16 protein-coding genes are annotated in these 15,983 nt (G+C 64.8%); 3 read left to right on the top strand and 13 right to left on the bottom strand.

All coding sequences use genetic code 11. The features are described from left to right. Positions 1-20 precede the first annotated feature (20 nt). Positions 21-2,594 carry a DNA mismatch repair protein MutS gene (gene mutS / locus LPB260_RS26240; RefSeq protein ID WP_208708821.1) on the top strand — a complete coding sequence of 858 codons (2,574 nt, stop codon included), beginning with the start codon at positions 21-23 and terminating at the stop codon, positions 2,592-2,594. Positions 2,595-2,732: 138 nt separating this feature from the next. Further along, the gene (fdxA, locus tag LPB260_RS26235) at positions 2,733-3,056 is read left to right on the top strand and encodes a ferredoxin FdxA (RefSeq protein ID WP_208708820.1); all 324 of its coding nucleotides are present in this window, start codon (positions 2,733-2,735) and stop codon (positions 3,054-3,056) included. Between the two features lie 439 nt (positions 3,057-3,495). On the opposite strand, the gene rpoS is transcribed toward fdxA, so the two are convergent. The 9 genes from rpoS to LPB260_RS26190 form a co-directional block, all read right to left on the bottom strand. Further along, positions 3,496-4,503 carry an RNA polymerase sigma factor RpoS gene (rpoS, locus tag LPB260_RS26230; RefSeq protein ID WP_208708819.1) on the bottom strand — a complete coding sequence of 336 codons (1,008 nt, stop codon included), beginning with the start codon at positions 4,501-4,503 and terminating at the stop codon, positions 3,496-3,498. Positions 4,504-4,608: 105 nt separating this feature from the next. Beyond that, positions 4,609-5,475, bottom strand: coding sequence for a peptidoglycan DD-metalloendopeptidase family protein (locus LPB260_RS26225; protein WP_208708818.1), 867 nt, complete (start codon positions 5,473-5,475; stop codon positions 4,609-4,611). Between the two features lie 57 nt (positions 5,476-5,532). Continuing rightward, complete coding sequence (locus tag LPB260_RS26220) at positions 5,533-6,471, bottom strand: DUF368 domain-containing protein (RefSeq protein ID WP_208708817.1); 939 nt, start codon at positions 6,469-6,471, stop codon at positions 5,533-5,535. 24 nt (positions 6,472-6,495) lie between these two features. Next, on the bottom strand, positions 6,496-7,131 hold the full coding sequence (locus tag LPB260_RS26215) for a protein-L-isoaspartate(D-aspartate) O-methyltransferase (protein WP_208710171.1): 636 nt from the start codon (positions 7,129-7,131) through the stop codon (positions 6,496-6,498). Positions 7,132-7,172: 41 nt separating this feature from the next. Next, positions 7,173-7,922 (bottom strand): 5'/3'-nucleotidase SurE, encoded by a 750-nt coding sequence (surE, locus tag LPB260_RS26210; RefSeq protein WP_208708816.1) that lies wholly within the window; start codon positions 7,920-7,922, stop codon positions 7,173-7,175. Continuing rightward, positions 7,910-8,968, bottom strand: coding sequence for a tRNA pseudouridine(13) synthase TruD (gene truD / locus LPB260_RS26205; protein ID WP_208708815.1), 1,059 nt, complete (start codon positions 8,966-8,968; stop codon positions 7,910-7,912). The genes surE and truD overlap by 13 nt, the downstream gene beginning before the upstream one ends. Beyond that, on the bottom strand, positions 8,965-9,438 hold the full coding sequence (gene ispF / locus LPB260_RS26200) for a 2-C-methyl-D-erythritol 2,4-cyclodiphosphate synthase (protein WP_208708814.1): 474 nt from the start codon (positions 9,436-9,438) through the stop codon (positions 8,965-8,967). The genes truD and ispF overlap by 4 nt, the downstream gene beginning before the upstream one ends. Before the next feature lie 63 nt (positions 9,439-9,501). Next, complete coding sequence (gene fghA, locus LPB260_RS26195) at positions 9,502-10,347, bottom strand: S-formylglutathione hydrolase (RefSeq protein ID WP_371926138.1); 846 nt, start codon at positions 10,345-10,347, stop codon at positions 9,502-9,504. 108 nt (positions 10,348-10,455) lie between these two features. Further along, entirely contained in the window at positions 10,456-11,568 is a 1,113-nt protein-coding gene (locus LPB260_RS26190) for an S-(hydroxymethyl)glutathione dehydrogenase/class III alcohol dehydrogenase (protein WP_208708813.1), read from the bottom strand. A gap of 157 nt (positions 11,569-11,725) precedes the next feature. Between LPB260_RS26190 and LPB260_RS26185 the strand changes: the two genes are divergently transcribed. Next, complete coding sequence (locus LPB260_RS26185) at positions 11,726-12,622, top strand: LysR substrate-binding domain-containing protein (RefSeq protein WP_208708812.1); 897 nt, start codon at positions 11,726-11,728, stop codon at positions 12,620-12,622. Between the two features lie 32 nt (positions 12,623-12,654). Here the strand turns inward: LPB260_RS26185 and ispD are convergent, their stop codons facing one another. The 4 genes from ispD to kdsA form a co-directional block, all read right to left on the bottom strand. Next, complete coding sequence (gene ispD, locus LPB260_RS26180) at positions 12,655-13,362, bottom strand: 2-C-methyl-D-erythritol 4-phosphate cytidylyltransferase (protein ID WP_208708811.1); 708 nt, start codon at positions 13,360-13,362, stop codon at positions 12,655-12,657. Continuing rightward, positions 13,359-13,637: a cell division protein FtsB gene (ftsB, locus tag LPB260_RS26175; RefSeq protein WP_208708810.1), complete on the bottom strand. Its 279-nt coding sequence runs from the start codon at positions 13,635-13,637 to the stop codon at positions 13,359-13,361. Before ftsB ends, ispD begins: the two co-directional genes overlap by 4 nt. A 65-nt stretch (positions 13,638-13,702) precedes the next feature. Then, a complete protein-coding gene (gene eno, locus LPB260_RS26170; protein ID WP_208708809.1) occupies positions 13,703-14,992 on the bottom strand; it encodes a phosphopyruvate hydratase in 1,290 nt (429 codons plus the stop codon). A gap of 143 nt (positions 14,993-15,135) precedes the next feature. Continuing rightward, positions 15,136-15,981 (bottom strand): 3-deoxy-8-phosphooctulonate synthase, encoded by an 846-nt coding sequence (gene kdsA, locus LPB260_RS26165; protein WP_208708808.1) that lies wholly within the window; start codon positions 15,979-15,981, stop codon positions 15,136-15,138. Positions 15,982-15,983 lie beyond the last annotated feature (2 nt).

Raw genomic sequence — 15,983 nt, 5'->3', positions numbered from 1 at the left:
CAGCCGGACAGTTAATCACGATGAGCCAAAGCGATCTCAGCGCCCACACCCCGATGATGCAGCAGTACTGGAAACTGAAGAACCAGCACCCGGACCAGCTGATGTTCTACCGCATGGGCGACTTCTACGAGATCTTCTACGAGGACGCCAAGAAGGCCGCCAAGCTGCTCGACATCACCCTCACCGCCCGCGGCCAGTCCGCCGGGCAGGCCATTCCGATGTGCGGCATCCCCTTCCATTCCGTCGAGGGCTACCTGGCCAAGCTGGTCAAGCTCGGCGAGTCGGTGGTGATCTGCGAGCAGGTCGGTGATCCGGCCACCAGCAAGGGCCCGGTGGAGCGTCAGGTGGTGCGCATCATCACCCCCGGCACGGTCAGCGACGAAGCCCTGCTCGACGAACGCCGCGACAACCTGCTGGCCGCCGTGCTCGGCGACGAGCGCCTGTTCGGCCTGGCGGTGCTGGACATCACCAGCGGCCGCTTCAGCGTGCTCGAGATCAAGGGCTGGGAGAACCTGCTGGCCGAGCTGGAACGACTCAACCCGGTCGAACTGCTGATTCCCGATGACTGGCCCCAGGGCCTGCCGGCAGAGAAGCGCCGCGGCGCTCGACGCCGGGCCCCTTGGGATTTCGAGCGCGATTCCGCACACAAGAGCCTGTGCCAGCAATTCGGCACCCAGGACCTCAAGGGCTTCGGCTGCGAGAACCTGACCCTGGCCATAGGCGCTGCCGGCTGCCTGCTCGGCTACGCCAAGGAAACCCAGCGCACCGCCCTGCCGCACCTGCGCAGCCTGCGCCATGAGCGCCTCGACGACACGGTGATCCTCGACGGCGCCAGCCGGCGAAATCTGGAGCTGGACATCAACCTCGCCGGCGGACGGGACAACACCCTGCAGTCGGTGGTCGATCGCTGCCAGACAGCCATGGGCAGCCGCCTGCTAAGTCGCTGGCTGAATCGCCCGCTGCGTGACCGCGCGGTGCTGGAGGCGCGCCAGGAGTCGATCGACTGTTTCCTGGAGCGCTATCGCTTCGAGACTTTGCAGCCGCAACTCAAGGAAATCGGCGATCTGGAGCGCATCCTCGCCCGTATCGGCCTGCGCAACGCCCGGCCCCGCGACCTGGCCCGCCTGCGCGATGCCCTGGCGGCGCTGCCACAGCTGCAACAGGCGATGAGCGTGCTGGAGGCGCCGCACCTCAAGGCGCTGGCTGCCAGCGTGAGCACCTATCCGGAACTGGCGGATCTGCTGGCACGGGCGATCATCGACAATCCGCCGGCGGTGATCCGCGAAGGCGGCGTGCTGAAGACCGGCTACGACGCCGAGCTGGACGAGTTGCAGGCGATGAGCGAGAACGCCGGCCAGTACCTGATGGACCTGGAAACCCGGGAGAAGGCCCGTACCGGCCTGGCCAACCTCAAGGTCGGCTACAACCGCGTGCATGGTTATTTCATCGAGCTGCCGAGCAAGCAGGCCGAGCAGGCGCCCGCCGACTACATCCGCCGGCAGACCCTCAAGGGCGCCGAGCGCTTCATCACCCCCGAGCTGAAGGAGTTCGAGGACAAGGCGCTGTCGGCCAAGAGCCGCGCCCTGGCGCGCGAGAAGATGCTCTACGAGGCCCTGCTCGAGCTGCTGATCGAACACCTGGCGCCGCTGCAGGACAGCGCCGCCGCCCTGGCCGAGCTGGACGTGCTGAGCAACCTGGCCGAGCGCGCGCTGACGCTCGACCTCAACCGCCCGCGCTTCGTCGACGAGCCCTGCATGCGCATCGAGCAGGGCCGCCATCCGGTGGTGGAGCAGGTATTGACCACGCCCTTCGTGGCCAACGACCTGCGCCTGGACGACGCCACGCGCATGCTGATCATCACCGGCCCGAACATGGGCGGTAAGTCCACCTACATGCGCCAGACCGCACTGATCGTGCTGCTGGCCCATATCGGCAGCTTCGTCCCGGCAGCCAGCTGCGAGCTGTCGCCGGTCGACCGCATCTTCACCCGCATCGGCTCCAGCGACGACCTGGCCGGCGGCCGCTCGACCTTCATGGTCGAGATGAGCGAAACGGCCAACATCCTGCACAACGCCAGCGAACGCAGCCTGGTGCTGATGGACGAGGTGGGCCGCGGCACCAGCACCTTCGACGGCCTGTCGCTGGCCTGGGCCGCCGCCGAGCAGCTGGCCAAGCTGCGCGCCTACACCCTGTTCGCCACCCATTATTTCGAGCTGACGGTGCTGCCGGAGAGCCAGCCGATCGTCGCCAACGTGCACCTCAACGCCACCGAGCACAACGAGCGCATCGTCTTCCTGCACCACGTGCTCCCCGGCCCGGCCAGCCAGAGCTATGGTCTGGCAGTGGCGCAGCTGGCCGGGGTTCCCAGCGAGGTCATCACCCGCGCCCGCGAGCACCTGGCGCGCCTGGAAACCACCAGCCTGCCCCACGAATTGCCCCCGCAGGAACCGGGACAAGCCGGTGTCCCTCTGCAGAGCGACCTGTTCGCCAGCCTGCCGCACCCGGTGCTGGAAGAATTGTCGAGGATCAATCCGGATGATCTAACGCCACGCAAGGCATTGGAGCTGTTATATACATGGAAGACACGCATCTAACGCTGACTCGCGCAAGCTGATAGAATCGCGCGCATTTTTATGACTGCCCGGTTTAAAGCCTGAGCCGCGGCCAATAACGAACGCCTGCACGCCCCGCATAGATGGGGCCAGGCCGCCGCCCGAGGAGAGAATCAAGCCATGACCTTCGTCGTTACCGACAACTGCATCAAGTGCAAATACACCGACTGCGTGGAAGTCTGCCCTGTCGACTGCTTTTACGAAGGCCCGAACTTCCTGGTGATTCACCCGGACGAGTGCATCGACTGCGCGCTGTGCGAGCCCGAATGCCCGGCACAGGCGATCTTCTCCGAAGACGAGGTCCCGGAGGACATGCAGGAATACATCGAACTGAACGCCGACCTGGCGGAAGTCTGGCCGAACATCACCGAGAAGAAGGACGCCCTGCCGGATGCCGAGGAATGGGACGGGGTAAAGGACAAGCTGCAGCACCTGGAACGCTGAGTCTCAGCAACAGCTCAAGGAAAGGCCCGCCATACGCGGGCCTTTTACTTTTCTGCGGACAAAAAAAGGGGCGGTTTTACCCGCCCACTCTTTTGTCCCTACTCCCTTTATTTCCCAGCTCATCATCCTGATGAAACCGCATCCGGCGGTTGTCCTGGTCACCTTCCTTAGCGACCTGTGTCTGTCCCTCGACACAGGTGTGATATTAGCGATTTCTGGAACGCCTACAAGCCAGCGGCAGCTCATCAAAAGCACTCGAACGCGCACTCGATAAAAATAATAATCAACAATATCAAAACGTTACGATATTTATACGACCCCGAAGAGCCACTAGCCCGCGGCACTTTCCTGCAATTGCTTACATCCCTTGTAAGCAATGACTTACATGAACAGCCACAAAAAACCCGGCATCAGCCGGGCCTCTTGCTGCCTGTATCGCTCACTGAAACAACGAATCACTCGACAGGCCATTGCTCTCGAGGATTTCGCGCAGGCGCTTGAGCGCCTCAACCTGGATCTGCCGGACTCGCTCGCGAGTCAGACCGATTTCCTGGCCGACCTCCTCCAGGGTGCAGGTCTCATGGCCCCGCAAGCCGAATCGACGTACCACGACTTCACGCTGCTTGTCGGTCAGTTCCGACAGCCATTGGTCGATGCTCTGCGACAGATCATCGTCCTGCAACAGCTCACAGGGATCGGTCGGCCGATCATCGGTCAGGGTATCGAGCAGGGTCTTGTCCGAATCCGGGCCGAGGGACACATCCACCGAAGACACCCGCTCGTTCAGGCCCAGCATGCGCTTGACCTCACCCACCGGCTTCTCCAGCAGATTGGCGATCTCTTCGGCCGAGGGCTCATGGTCGAGCTTCTGGGTCAACTCACGAGCGGCGCGCAGGTAAACGTTCAGCTCCTTGACCACATGGATCGGCAAGCGAATGGTGCGGGTCTGATTCATGATCGCCCGCTCGATGGTCTGGCGAATCCACCAGGTGGCATAGGTCGAGAAGCGGAAGCCGCGTTCGGGGTCGAATTTCTCCACCGCGCGAATCAGCCCGAGATTGCCTTCCTCGATCAGGTCGAGCAGCGACAGGCCGCGATTGACATAGCGGCGGGCGATCTTCACCACCAAGCGCAGGTTGCTTTCGATCATGCGCTTGCGCCCGGCGGGGTCGCCCTTCTGCGCCAGACGCGCGAAGAACACCTCCTCTTCGGGAGTAAGCAGGGGAGAAAAACCGATTTCGTTGAGGTACAGCTGAGTGGCGTCGAGCGCCCGGGTGTAGTCGATGTACTTGTGCTGCTTGCTGCTTGCCGAATTCTTGGCCTTGGAACGAGAAGCCGGTGCTGGCTTCTCCTCTTTCAAGCCGCCGTCCAAAACAATGCCAGGCTCCATCAGGAGCACTTCATCGTCGACGTCAAACTCCGGCGTTTCTTTTTTTTTGAGAGCCATTGTGGTTGCTCCTTGCTGAGTTCGACAGCAAGCCCGAGCGTCGCCTGGATCCCTGGCTACACCTGAGCCCGTTCCTCCCACGAAATGGAACAGGCCGGCGACTGATCAACGGCGAGGCAAGTATTGCAATGGATCTACAGGTTTACCCTGACGGCGAATTTCGAAGTGAAGCTTCACCCGGTCGGTTCCCGTGGAACCCATCTCGGCAATTGTCTGCCCGGCCTTGACCCGCTGCCCCTCCCGTACCAACAGCCTGCGGTTATGTCCGTAGGCACTGACGTAGGTATCGCTGTGTTTGATGATCAACAACTCGCCGTAGCCCCGTAAACCACTCCCGGCGTACACCACTGATCCATCAGACGCAGCCAAAACAGGCTGGCCTAATTCCCCCGCGATATCAATGCCTTTATTCAAACTACCGTTTGACGAAAAACGCCCGATCACGGCGCCGTTCGACGGCCAGGCCCAGCCGCTCGCGGAGCGCTGAACCGGCTGCACCGGCGTGGTGGCTGGCGTGCTCTGAACCGGCGTGGCCGGGGCGCTGCGCACTGGCGTGACGGGCGCTGGAGCAGCGGCCACCGACGGCGCGACAGGCGCCGGCCGGCTGACCACCGGTGCCGCCGTCGCTGCGGGGGCGGGACGCGCGACGGGTTGACCATCGAAGCGAATGATCTGCCCCACCCGGATCAGATAGGGGGCCGTGATGCCGTTTCGTGCGGCCAGCGCCTTCCAGTCCCAGCCGAAGCGAAAGGCGATCGAATAGAGCGTATCGCCACGACGCACCACGTATTGCCCACTGGTTACGGTCGGGCGCTGCTGGGCCGCCGCCGCACGGTGATTACGGTCAACCACCTGCACCCCACCGGATGGAGGGCTGGCGCAACCGCTCAGCAACACGCCCAGGACCAGGCCACCCAGCAGGCAACGGAGGCGGCTGCAGCGAGCTGGCGATTGAATGGCAGTGAAGCTCACCCGTGTCTCCCCTATTTGGCAAACGGCATGGGTTGGTAGGCGCGTATTGTGCCGCAATTAATTGCGGCAACCAGTGTTTTGCTGCAAGCGGCCGGCCAGCCATTCCAGGCCGAGCACCAGCAGCACCCCGGACAGGGCCAGGAGGATGGCCAGCAGCAGCTGCGGATCCTGGCCGCTGATCTCGGCAAACCGCCCGGGCAACAGGTTGGCCTGCAGCAGCGGCACCTGCTCGCCGTGACGGTCGGTCCGCCAGGTCAGGGTCTCCTTCCAGGGCCAGATCTTGTTCAGCGAGCCGAGCATCAAGCCGGTGAGGAAGGCCAGGCTCAGGTCGCGCCAGCGCACCAGCAGCCAACGCAGAAGGCTGGCGAAGCTGACGATGCCCACCAGGCAACCGCTGGCGAACAAGGCCAACACACCGACATCCAGGCTTTTGACCGCGCCGAGGACGAAGGGGTAGAGCCCCAGCAGGACCAGAATGAAGCTACCGGATATCCCCGGCAGGATCATCGCGCAGATGGCGATGGCACCGGCGAGGAACAGGCTCAGCGGATCATGCCCCCACTGCACCGGCGCGGCCACGGTGATCCAGTAGGCAAAGCCCATCCCCAGGACGAAGCTAAGCCCGCGAGACCAATTCCAGCGTTGGATCTCCCGCGCCACTATGTGCGCGGAAACCAGGATCAGGCCGAAGAAGAACGACCAGACCGCGATGGGCTGAGCCACCAGCAGGTAGCTGATCAACCGCGCCAGGCTGAGCACGCTGGTGAGGATGCCGGCCAGCAGTACCAGCAGGAAGGTCGCGTTGGCCGCCTGCCAGGCCGCCACGATACGCCCGCGCAGGAGCATGCCCAAGGCCGCCGGCACGCTGGCGAGCGAGCGCAGCAACTCGTCATAGATGCCACTGATAAAGGCCACGGTGCCGCCGGACACGCCGGGCACCACATCGGCCGCGCCCATGGCGATGCCCTTGGCATAGAGCAGGAATTGTTTCTTCATGGATCCATCCGGTTAAGCGTGAGGTCAGGCCAGCGGCCCATTGAGCAGAGGCACGAAGCGCACGGCATCCAGCACATGCCTGGCAAAGCCGTGTTCCTCGCGAACGATCAGCAGCAGTTGTTGCACATCGCCGGCGCCAACCGGGATCACCAGGCGCCCGCCCGGAGCCAGCTGGTCGAGCAGGGCCTGGGGCACCTCGGTGGCAGCCGCAGTGACGATGATGCCGTTGTACGGCGCCAGCGCCGACCAGCCCTCCCAACCATCGCCCCAGCGGAACACCACATTGCGCAGGTTCAGCTCGCTAAGACGTTCCTTGGCCCGGTCCTGCAAACCCTGAATGCGCTCGACGGTGAACACCCGCTCGACCAGCTGGGCCAGGATCGCGGTCTGGTAACCGGAGCCGGTGCCGATCTCCAGCACCTTGTCCAACGGCCCGGCCGCCAGCAGCAGCTCGCTCATCCGCGCGACCATATAGGGCTGGGAGATGGTCTGATTGCTGCCGATCGGCAGCGCGGTGTCCTCGTAGGCACGGTGCGCCAGGGCCTCATCGACGAACAGATGGCGCGGCGTACGGCGGATGGCCTCGAGCACATGGGCGTTGGACAAGCCCTCTTCGTACAGACGCTGGATCAGTCGCTCGCGGGTGCGCTGCGAGGTCATGCCGATGCCCCGGCGCTGCAGTTCGTCCTGGTCCCGATTCATCAGAGCAAGCTCTCCAGCCAAGGTTGCAGGCCGTTGAAGCCTTCCCTAAAGGTGCGGTCCAGCTGCAGCGGTGTCACCGACACGTAGCCCTGGGCCACCGCATGGAAATCCGTTCCCGGGCCACCGTCCTCGGCGGCGCCGGCCGCGGAAATCCAGTAGCCCTCCTTGCCACGCGGATTGACCACCTTGACCGGCGCCGCGGCACGGGCCCGATGGCCAAGGCGCGTCAACTGGATCCCGCGCACCTGATCCAGTGGCAAGTTGGGAACATTGACGTTGAGCACGGTGCGCGGCGGCAGGTCGAGGCGCTCATGGGCGGCCACCAGCTTGCGGGCGAAATAGGCCGCGGTCGGCAGGTTGTCCGGCGCCCGCGACAGCAGGGAGAAGGCGAACGCCGGACGCACCAGGAAACGCCCCTCCAGGGCGGCGGCCACGGTACCCGAATAGAGCACGTCGTCGCCCAGGTTGGCGCCGAGGTTGATGCCCGAGACCACCAGATCGGCCAGCTCCGGGAGCAGGCCGTTGAGCCCCAGGTGCACGCAGTCGGTGGGCGTGCCGTTGAGGCTGATGAAGCCGTTGGCCAGGGTTTGCGGGTGCAGCGGCCGGTCCAGGGTCAGCGAGCTGCTGGCGCCACTGCGGTCCTGGTCGGGCGCGATCACCGTGCAATCGGCATAGTCGAGCAGCGCAGCATGCAGCGCGGCGAGGCCCGGCGCCGCCACGCCGTCGTCGTTAGAAATCAGAATACGCATGGGTTATCCGTCTGCCCTGCCGGCAGTAGATCGACGAGTTCGCGCACCAAGACAGTGGCGAAGCATCCAGCCGGCAGGACGAATTCCAGTTGCAGAATGTCAGGCTCCGGATAATGCCACGTCAAACCGCCGATGGGGAGGCGCAGGATGCGCCGTTCGTGCTGCAGGCCCGCTTCTGCCAGCCAGTCGACCAGCTCGCTGTCGCTTTGTGCCAGGCGCTGCTCCAGTTCCTGGGTGGCGCCCTCGGCGGAGGACTGACCGGCGCCCCACAGCGGCCCGGTCGGGTGCAGGTCGAGCAGCGCCAGACGCGGGTCGTCGCACTCGGCCGCGCCGGCCATGAAGAAGCTGCGACTGTCGGTGAAGGCCAGCAGATCGCCGACCTGCGCTCGGTTCCAGGTGCCGGCGGCGACACGCTCGGCAAGGGCACGATTGAACAAATAGCTGCGCGCCGCCGAGAGCACCCGCGAGCGTACATTGCGCTTCTCGGGCAAGCTGCTGCCTGCGGCAAAGTGCCGGGCATGGGCCAGATTCCCGCCCTCATGGCCGAAACGCTGCAAGCCGTAGTAGTTCGGGATGCCCTGGGCCGCGATCTGCTGCAGGCGTCCATCCAGGGCTGCGATGTCAGCCTCGAGCTGGGTCAGGCGCAGGGTAAAACCATTGGCGGCATGCGCACCGCGCTGCAGCTTGCGGCTATGCCGCACCTGCTTGAGGACACTCAGGCTGGCGTCTTGCGCCGCGCTCAGATCAGGATCGAGCTTGCCCGGCAGGTGCAGGCTGAACCACTGCCGGGTCAGGGCCTGGCGATCCTTGAGCCCGGCATAGCTGATCATCCGCAGCGGCACCCCGGCGGCGCGGGCGATGCGCTTGGCCGCCTCCTCGGTATTCAGCCCGCGCTTCTCCACCCATAGCCAGAGGTGCTCGCCCTCGCCGGCCAGCGGGATATCCAGTACCTCGTCGACCTGGAAGTCTTCCGCGCTGGCCTTGAGCACTGCGCTGCCGCAGGCCGGGCCATGGGCGCGCGGGCCCAGCAGTTCGAGCTCGGTCATAGGCCGACCAACAGCGCCACGGCATGCACCGCGATGCCTTCCTCGCGACCGGTGAAGCCGAGCTTCTCGGTGGTGGTGGCCTTGACGTTTACCTGGTCCAGATCGACCTGCAGGTCTGCGGCGATCCGCTCGCGCATGGCCGGAATATGCGGGGCCATCTTCGGCGCCTGGGCGACGATGGTGGCGTCGACATTGCCGACCCGCCAGCCCTTGGCCTGGATCAGGCCGAGCACGTGGCGCAGCAGCGCCCGGCTGTCGGCGCCCTTGAAGCGCGGGTCGGTGTCAGGGAAATGCCGGCCGATATCGCCGAGGGCCGCCGCGCCGAGCAACGCATCGCTGAGCGCATGCAGCAGCACGTCGCCGTCGGAGTGGGCGATCAACCCGAACCCGTGGGGAATCCGCACGCCACCGAGGGTGACGTGATCGCCCTCGCCGAAGCGGTGCACATCGTAGCCGTGACCAATACGCATAAAGAACAACGCCCTGAAAATTCAGGGCGTGATTCTACAGGACTCTCGACGACTGGGAGTCTTTCAGCTCTGCAGCGCCTGCGCATGATGACGCAGATGGTCATCGATGAAACTGGCGATGAAGTAATAGCTGTGGTCGTAGCCCGGCTGCAGGCGCAGAGTCAGCGGATGCCCGACTGCCTGGGCGGCGCCTTGCAGGGCCTCGGGCTTGAGCTGATTGGCGAGGAAGTCGTCGCGGTCGCCCTGGTCGACCAGGATCGGCAAGCGCTCCGAGGCCTCGGCGATCAGCGCGCAGGCATCCCACTCGCGCCAGCGCGAGCGATCTTCACCGAGGAAGCGGGTGAACGCCTTCTCGCCCCAGGGGCAGTTCATCGGATTGGTGATCGGCGAGAAGGCCGACAGCGACTGGTAGCGCCCGGGGTTGCGCAGAGCGCAGACCAGCGCGCCATGGCCGCCCATGGAATGACCGCTGATGCCACGCTTGTCCGAGACAGGGAAGTTGGCCTCGATCAACGCCGGCAACTCCTGCACCACGTAGTCGTGCATGCGGTAGTGACGGGCCCAGGGCTCCTGGGTGGCGTTGAGGTAGAAGCCGGCGCCCTTGCCGAAGTCCCAGGCGCCATCCGGGTCGCCGGGCACGTCGTCGCCACGCGGACTGGTGTCCGGCGCCACGATGATCAACCCCAGCTCCGCGGCCAAGCGCTGGGCGCCGGCTTTCTGCATGAAGTTCTCGTCGGTGCAGGTCAGGCCGCTCAACCAGTACAGCACCGGCAGCCTGGCGCCCTGCTCGGCCTGCGGCGGCAGGTAGACGGCGAACACCATGTCGCAATTCAAGGTGCTGGAGCGGTGACGGTAACGCTTGTGCCAGCCGCCAAAACTCTTCTGACAGGAAATATTTTCCAAGGTCATGACAATCCCCTCAGATCCTTAGGGTGCGCCGTGCGCACCTATGGGTTGCGGTGCGCACGGCGCACCCTACGAGTAATCCAAGCGGCCAGACGGCCGCGCGACTTCACGTCAGAAATGAATGACGGTGCGGATGCTCTTGCCTTCGTGCATCAGTTCGAAGGCCTGATTGATGTCGTCCAGCGGCATATTGTGGGTGATGAAGGTGTCCAGCGGGATTTCGCCCTTCTGCGACTTCTCGACATAACCCGGCAGCTCGGTGCGGCCCTTGACGCCACCGAAGGCGCTACCGCGCCAGACGCGACCGGTGACCAGCTGGAACGGACGGGTGCTGATCTCGGCACCCGCCGGCGCCACGCCGATGATGGTCGACTCGCCCCAGCCCTTGTGGCAGCACTCCAGCGCCGCACGCATCAGCTGCACATTGCCGATGCACTCGAAGCTGTAGTCGACACCACCGTCGGTCATTTCGACGATGACTTCCTGGATCGGCTTGGCATGGTCCTTGGGATTGACGAAGTCGGTTATACCCAGCTCACGGGCCACGGCTTCCTTGGCCGGGTTGATGTCGATACCGATGATGCGCGAAGCCTTGGCCATCTTCGCACCGATGATCGCCGCCAGGCCGATACCGCCCAGACCGAAGATCGCCACGGTAGCGCCCTCTTCCACCTTGGCGGTGTTGAGCACCGCACCGATGCCGGTGGTGACGCCGCAGCCCAGCAGGCAGACCTTGTCCAGCGGCGCTTCCTTCGGGATCACGGCAACGGAGACTTCCGGCAGCACGGTGTACTCGGAGAAGGTCGAGCAGCCCATGTAGTGGTAGACCGGCTGGCCCTGGTAGGAGAAGCGCGTGGTGCCGTCCGGCATCAGGCCCTTGCCCTGGGTGGCCCGGACCGAGCTGCACAGATTGGTCTTGTTGGACTTGCAGAACTTGCACTGGCCGCACTCGGCGGTGTACAGCGGGATCACGTGATCGCCCACCTTGACTGAGGTCACCCCTTCGCCGACTGCCTCGACCACGCCACCGCCCTCGTGACCGAGGATGCAGGGGAATACGCCTTCGGAATCCTGACCAGACAGGGTGTAGGCGTCGGTGTGGCACACGCCGGTGGCGACGATGCGCACCAGCACTTCGCCGGCCTGGGGCGGCGCGACGTCCACTTCGACGATCTGCAGGGGTTGGTTGGCGGCAAAGGCCACGGCAGCACGGGACTTGATCATGTTCGCTCTCCGATGGGTGCAAAAGTGGCGGAAAGTATAGATCAGCCACCAATCATCAATAATCAGCCAACATGCAAAACATTATTGCCAGCCAGGGACAATCGCAGGCCTGCCAGCTTAGAATCTGTGGCCACCCCACCACCCTAGGAGCGCCACGATGAGCCGCTGGGAAGGCCTGGATGAGTTCGTCGCCGTGGCCGAATGCGGCCAGTTCACCGCTGCCGCCGAACGCCTGGGCCTGTCTTCTTCACAGGTCAGCCGGCAGATCGCTCGCCTGGAAGACCGGCTGCAGACCCGCCTGTTCTACCGCAGTACCCGCCGGGTGGCACTGACCGAGGCCGGCCAGACCTTCCTGCAGCACTGCCAGCGCCTGCAGGACGCCCGCGAAGAGGCGCTGCGCGCGGTCGGCGATCTCGGCAGCGAACCCAAGGGCTTGTTGCGCATGACCTGCGCGGTGGCCTACGGCGAGCGCTTCATCGTGCCACTGGTGACCGACTTCATGAGCAGGCACCCCCAGTTGCGGGTCGAGATCGAGCTGAGCAACCGCACCCTGGACATGGTCCAGGAAGGACTCGATCTGGCCATTCGCCTCGGCCGCCTGCAGGACTCGCGCCTGGTGGCCACGCGCCTGGCGCCGCGGCAGATGTACCTGTGCGCGGCGCCGGCCTACCTGCAGCGCTACGGCCGCCCGCACAGCCTGTCCGAGCTGAGTCGGCACAACTGCCTGATCGGCAGCTCGGATACCTGGACCTTCCAGCTCAACGGCCGCGAGTCGGCCCAGCGGGTCCAGGGCAACTGGCGCTGCAACAGCGGTCAGGCGGTGCTGGAGGCGGCCCTGCGTGGACTGGGGCTGTGCCAGCTGCCGGACTACTACGTGCTGGAGCACCTGCGCAGCGGCGCCCTGGTGTCCTTGCTGGGCAACCAGCAGCCGCCGAACACCGCGGTCTGGGCGCTCTATCCGCAACAGCGCCACCTGTCGCCCAAGGTGCGGCAACTGGTGGACTACCTCAAGGAAGGCCTGGCGCAACGCCACGAATACCGCGCGAACGCCTGATCGGCGAGCGGAAGGAGCGGAGGGAGCGGCGCTTAGGCTTTACGCCAGAGCAGCGCCAGGCTCTGCAGGTCTTCCGGACGAGTGACCTTGAGATTGTCGGCCCGCCCCTCGATCAGCCGCGGTGCGCAACCGGCCCACTCGATGGCCGACGCCTCGTCGGTGATCGCCACGCCGGACACCAGGGCGTCGGCCAGGGCCCGGTGCAACTGGCCGAGACGGAACATCTGCGGGGTGTAGGCCTGCCAGATCGGCGCACGATCGACGGTTTCCTGCACCCGGCCATCGGCACCGGCGCGCTTGAGGGTGTCGCGCGCCGGCACCGCCAGCAGGCCGCCGACCGGATCATCGGCCAGTTCGCCGAGCAGGCGATCGAGATCGCCGCGCGACAGGTTGGGCCGCGCGGCGTCGTGCACCAGCACCCAATCCTGCTCCTGGGCACCCAGCTCGGCCAGACGGCGCAGGCCGCCCAGCACCGAGTCGGCACGCTCGCGGCCACCGTCGGCGCGCTGAATGCGCGCATCGGCGGCGCACGCCAGGGTCGGCCAGTAGGGATCGTCACTGGCCAGGCTGACCACCAGCCCACGCAGCTGCGGATGATCGAGAAAGCAGGCCAGGGTGTGTTCGAGAATGGTCCGACCGGCCAGCTCCAGATACTGCTTGGGGCGGTCGGCGCGCATCCGGCTGCCAACCCCGGCAGCCGGAATCAGCGCCCAGAAGGGCGGCGGGCTGAAAGCAGTCATTCGGTCAGCTGAAAGAGGGTCTCACCCTCTTTGACCATGCCCAACTCGTGGCGGGCGCGCTCCTCGACGGTTTCCATGCCTTTCTTCAGCTCCAGCACCTCGGCCTCGAGGATGCGGTTGCGCTCCAGCAGGCGCTGGTTCTCGCCTTGCTGATCGGCGATCTGCTGCTTCAGGTCGGCGACCTGGGCCAGGCTGCCATCACCGACCCACAGGCGGTACTGCAAGCCGGCGAGCAGCAGGACCAGTACCAGCCACAACCAATAGGGGCTACGCATAGAGGAAAAGGTATCCGAACGAAAAAGGGGCGACTCGCGCCGCCCCTCTTTTACCACGACTGAGTTCAACCACGGAACTCGGCGCGACCACGATAGACCGCCTTGCCCGCCAGCTGCTCTTCGATGCGCAGCAGCTGGTTGTACTTGGACACGCGATCGGAGCGGCACAGCGAGCCGGTCTTGATCTGCCCGGCGGCGGTGCCCACGGCGAGATCCGCGATGGTGCTGTCTTCGGTCTCACCGGAGCGGTGCGAGATCACCGCGGTGTAGCCAGCGGCCTTGGCCATCTGGATGGCTTCGAGGGTCTCGGTCAGCGAGCCGATCTGGTTGAACTTGATCAGGATCGAGTTGGCGATGGACTCGTCGATACCGCGCTTGAGGATCTTGGTGTTGGTGACAAACAGGTCGTCGCCGACCAGCTGCACCTTGGCGCCGATCTTGTCGGTCAGCACCTTCCAGCCGGCCCAGTCGGACTCGTCCATGCCGTCTTCGATGGAGATGATCGGGTAACGCTGGGACAGGCCGGCCAGGTAGTCGGCGAAACCGGCGGCGTCGAACACCTTGCCTTCGCCGGCCAGGTCATACTGGCCGTTCTTGTAGAACTCGCTGGAAGCGCAGTCCAGGGCCAGGGTGACGTCGTCGCCCAGCTTGTAGCCGGCATTGGCCACGGCTTCGGCGATGGCCGCCAGGGCGTCCTCGTTGGAGGCCAGGTTCGGCGCGAAGCCGCCCTCGTCGCCCACCGAGGTGCTCAGGCCACGCGCCTTGAGCACGGCCTTGAGGTGATGGAAGATCTCGGTGCCCATGCGCAGGGCGTCGGAGAAGGTCTTGGCGCCGACCGGCTGAACCATGAACTCCTGGATATCGACGTTGTTATCGGCGTGCTCACCGCCGTTGATGATGTTCATCATCGGCACCGGCATGGAGTACTGGCCCGGCGTACCGTTGAGGTCGGCGATGTGCGCGTACAGCGGCACGCCCTTGGCCTGGGCGGCAGCCTTGGCAGCGGCCAGGGACACGGCGAGGATGGCGTTGGCGCCCAGGCTGGCCTTGTTCTCGGTACCGTCGAGCTCGATCATCGCGCGGTCCAGGGCCTGCTGGTCAACAGCATCTTTGCCAAGCAGCAGGTCACGGATCGGACCGTTGATATTGGCCACGGCCTTGAGCACGCCCTTGCCCAGGTAACGGCTCTTGTCGCCATCACGCAGCTCCAGCGCTTCGCGCGAACCGGTGGAGGCACCGGACGGCGCACAGGCGCTGCCGATGATGCCGCCCTCGAGGATCACATCGGCTTCCACGGTCGGGTTGCCACGGGAGTCGAGAACCTCACGGCCTTTGATGTCGACGATCTTTGCCATTGCGTTGAGCACTCCAAAAGTTGACGAAAGGGTAGCGCCGGACTGGACAGCCATTGCCCGTTGCCAAATGGACAGACGAGAAAATTGTACCGGCTAACAAACAAAACTGTATACAACTAGCGACTTAGCGGGAAACCACCGCGTCAGGCAGTCTCGATCGGCGCGAAGCTCTTGACCAGATCATCCAGCTGCTTGAGCTGGGTGAGGAACGGCTCCAGCTTGTCCAGGCGCAACGCGCAGGGGCCGTCGCACTTGGCGTTGTCCGGATCCGGATGGGCCTCGAGGAACAGGCCGGCCAGGCCCTGGCTCATGCCCGCCTTGGCCAGGTCGGTGACCTGGCCACGCCGCCCTGCGGCGGAGTCGGCGCGGCCGCCGGGCATCTGCAAGGCATGGGTGACATCGAAGAACACCGGATAGTCGAACTGCTTCATGATGCCGAAGCCGAGCATGTCCACCACTAGGTTGTTGTAGCCGAACGAGGTGCCGCGCTCGCAGAGGATCAGCTGGTCGTTGCCGGCTTCCACGCACTTGGCCAGGATGTGCTTCATCTCCTGGGGCGCGAGGAACTGGGCTTTCTTTATGTTGACCACCGCGCCGGTCTTGGCCATGGCCACCACCAGGTCGGTCTGCCGCGAGAGGAAGGCCGGCAGCTGGATGATGTCGCAGATCTCGGCGACCGGCTGCGCCTGATGGGGCTCGTGCACGTCGGTGATCACCGGCACGCCGAAGGTCTTCTTCACTTCTTCGAAGATCTTCAGCCCCTCGTCCAGGCCCGGGCCACGGAACGAGGCCACCGAAGAACGGTTGGCCTTGTCGAAGCTGGCCTTGAACACGTAGGGAATACCGAGTTTCTCGGTGACCCGCACGTATTCCTCGCAGGCCTGCATGGCCAGATCACGCGACTCGAGGACGTTGATGCCGCCGAACAGCACCATGGGCTTGTCGTTGGCGATCTCGATCGCGCCGACGCGAATAGTCTTCTGCGTCATAT

The organism is Pseudomonas sp. LPB0260 (genome assembly GCF_013388395.1).
Note: the sequence above shows the minus strand (reverse complement) of the source record. Positions and strands in the feature narration are given on the sequence as shown.

Excerpts from the sequence above, each read along its gene's own strand:
- mutS (WP_208708821.1), top strand. The coding sequence starts at position 21 with ATGAGCCAAAGCGATCTCAGCGCCCACACCCCGATGATGCAGCAGTAC.
- fdxA (WP_208708820.1), top strand. The coding sequence starts at position 2,733 with ATGACCTTCGTCGTTACCGACAACTGCATCAAGTGCAAATACACCGAC.
- rpoS (WP_208708819.1), bottom strand. The coding sequence starts at position 4,503 with ATGGCTCTCAAAAAAAAAGAAACGCCGGAGTTTGACGTCGACGATGAA.
- LPB260_RS26220 (WP_208708817.1), bottom strand. The coding sequence starts at position 6,471 with ATGAAGAAACAATTCCTGCTCTATGCCAAGGGCATCGCCATGGGCGCG.
- LPB260_RS26215 (WP_208710171.1), bottom strand. The coding sequence starts at position 7,131 with ATGACCTCGCAGCGCACCCGCGAGCGACTGATCCAGCGTCTGTACGAA.
- surE (WP_208708816.1), bottom strand. The coding sequence starts at position 7,922 with ATGCGTATTCTGATTTCTAACGACGACGGCGTGGCGGCGCCGGGCCTC.
- truD (WP_208708815.1), bottom strand. The coding sequence starts at position 8,968 with ATGACCGAGCTCGAACTGCTGGGCCCGCGCGCCCATGGCCCGGCCTGC.
- ispF (WP_208708814.1), bottom strand. The coding sequence starts at position 9,438 with ATGCGTATTGGTCACGGCTACGATGTGCACCGCTTCGGCGAGGGCGAT.
- fghA (WP_371926138.1), bottom strand. The coding sequence starts at position 10,347 with ATGACCTTGGAAAATATTTCCTGTCAGAAGAGTTTTGGCGGCTGGCAC.
- LPB260_RS26190 (WP_208708813.1), bottom strand. The coding sequence starts at position 11,568 with ATGATCAAGTCCCGTGCTGCCGTGGCCTTTGCCGCCAACCAACCCCTG.
- LPB260_RS26185 (WP_208708812.1), top strand. The coding sequence starts at position 11,726 with ATGAGCCGCTGGGAAGGCCTGGATGAGTTCGTCGCCGTGGCCGAATGC.
- ispD (WP_208708811.1), bottom strand. The coding sequence starts at position 13,362 with ATGACTGCTTTCAGCCCGCCGCCCTTCTGGGCGCTGATTCCGGCTGCC.
- ftsB (WP_208708810.1), bottom strand. The coding sequence starts at position 13,637 with ATGCGTAGCCCCTATTGGTTGTGGCTGGTACTGGTCCTGCTGCTCGCC.
- eno (WP_208708809.1), bottom strand. The coding sequence starts at position 14,992 with ATGGCAAAGATCGTCGACATCAAAGGCCGTGAGGTTCTCGACTCCCGT.
- kdsA (WP_208708808.1), bottom strand. The coding sequence starts at position 15,981 with ATGACGCAGAAGACTATTCGCGTCGGCGCGATCGAGATCGCCAACGAC.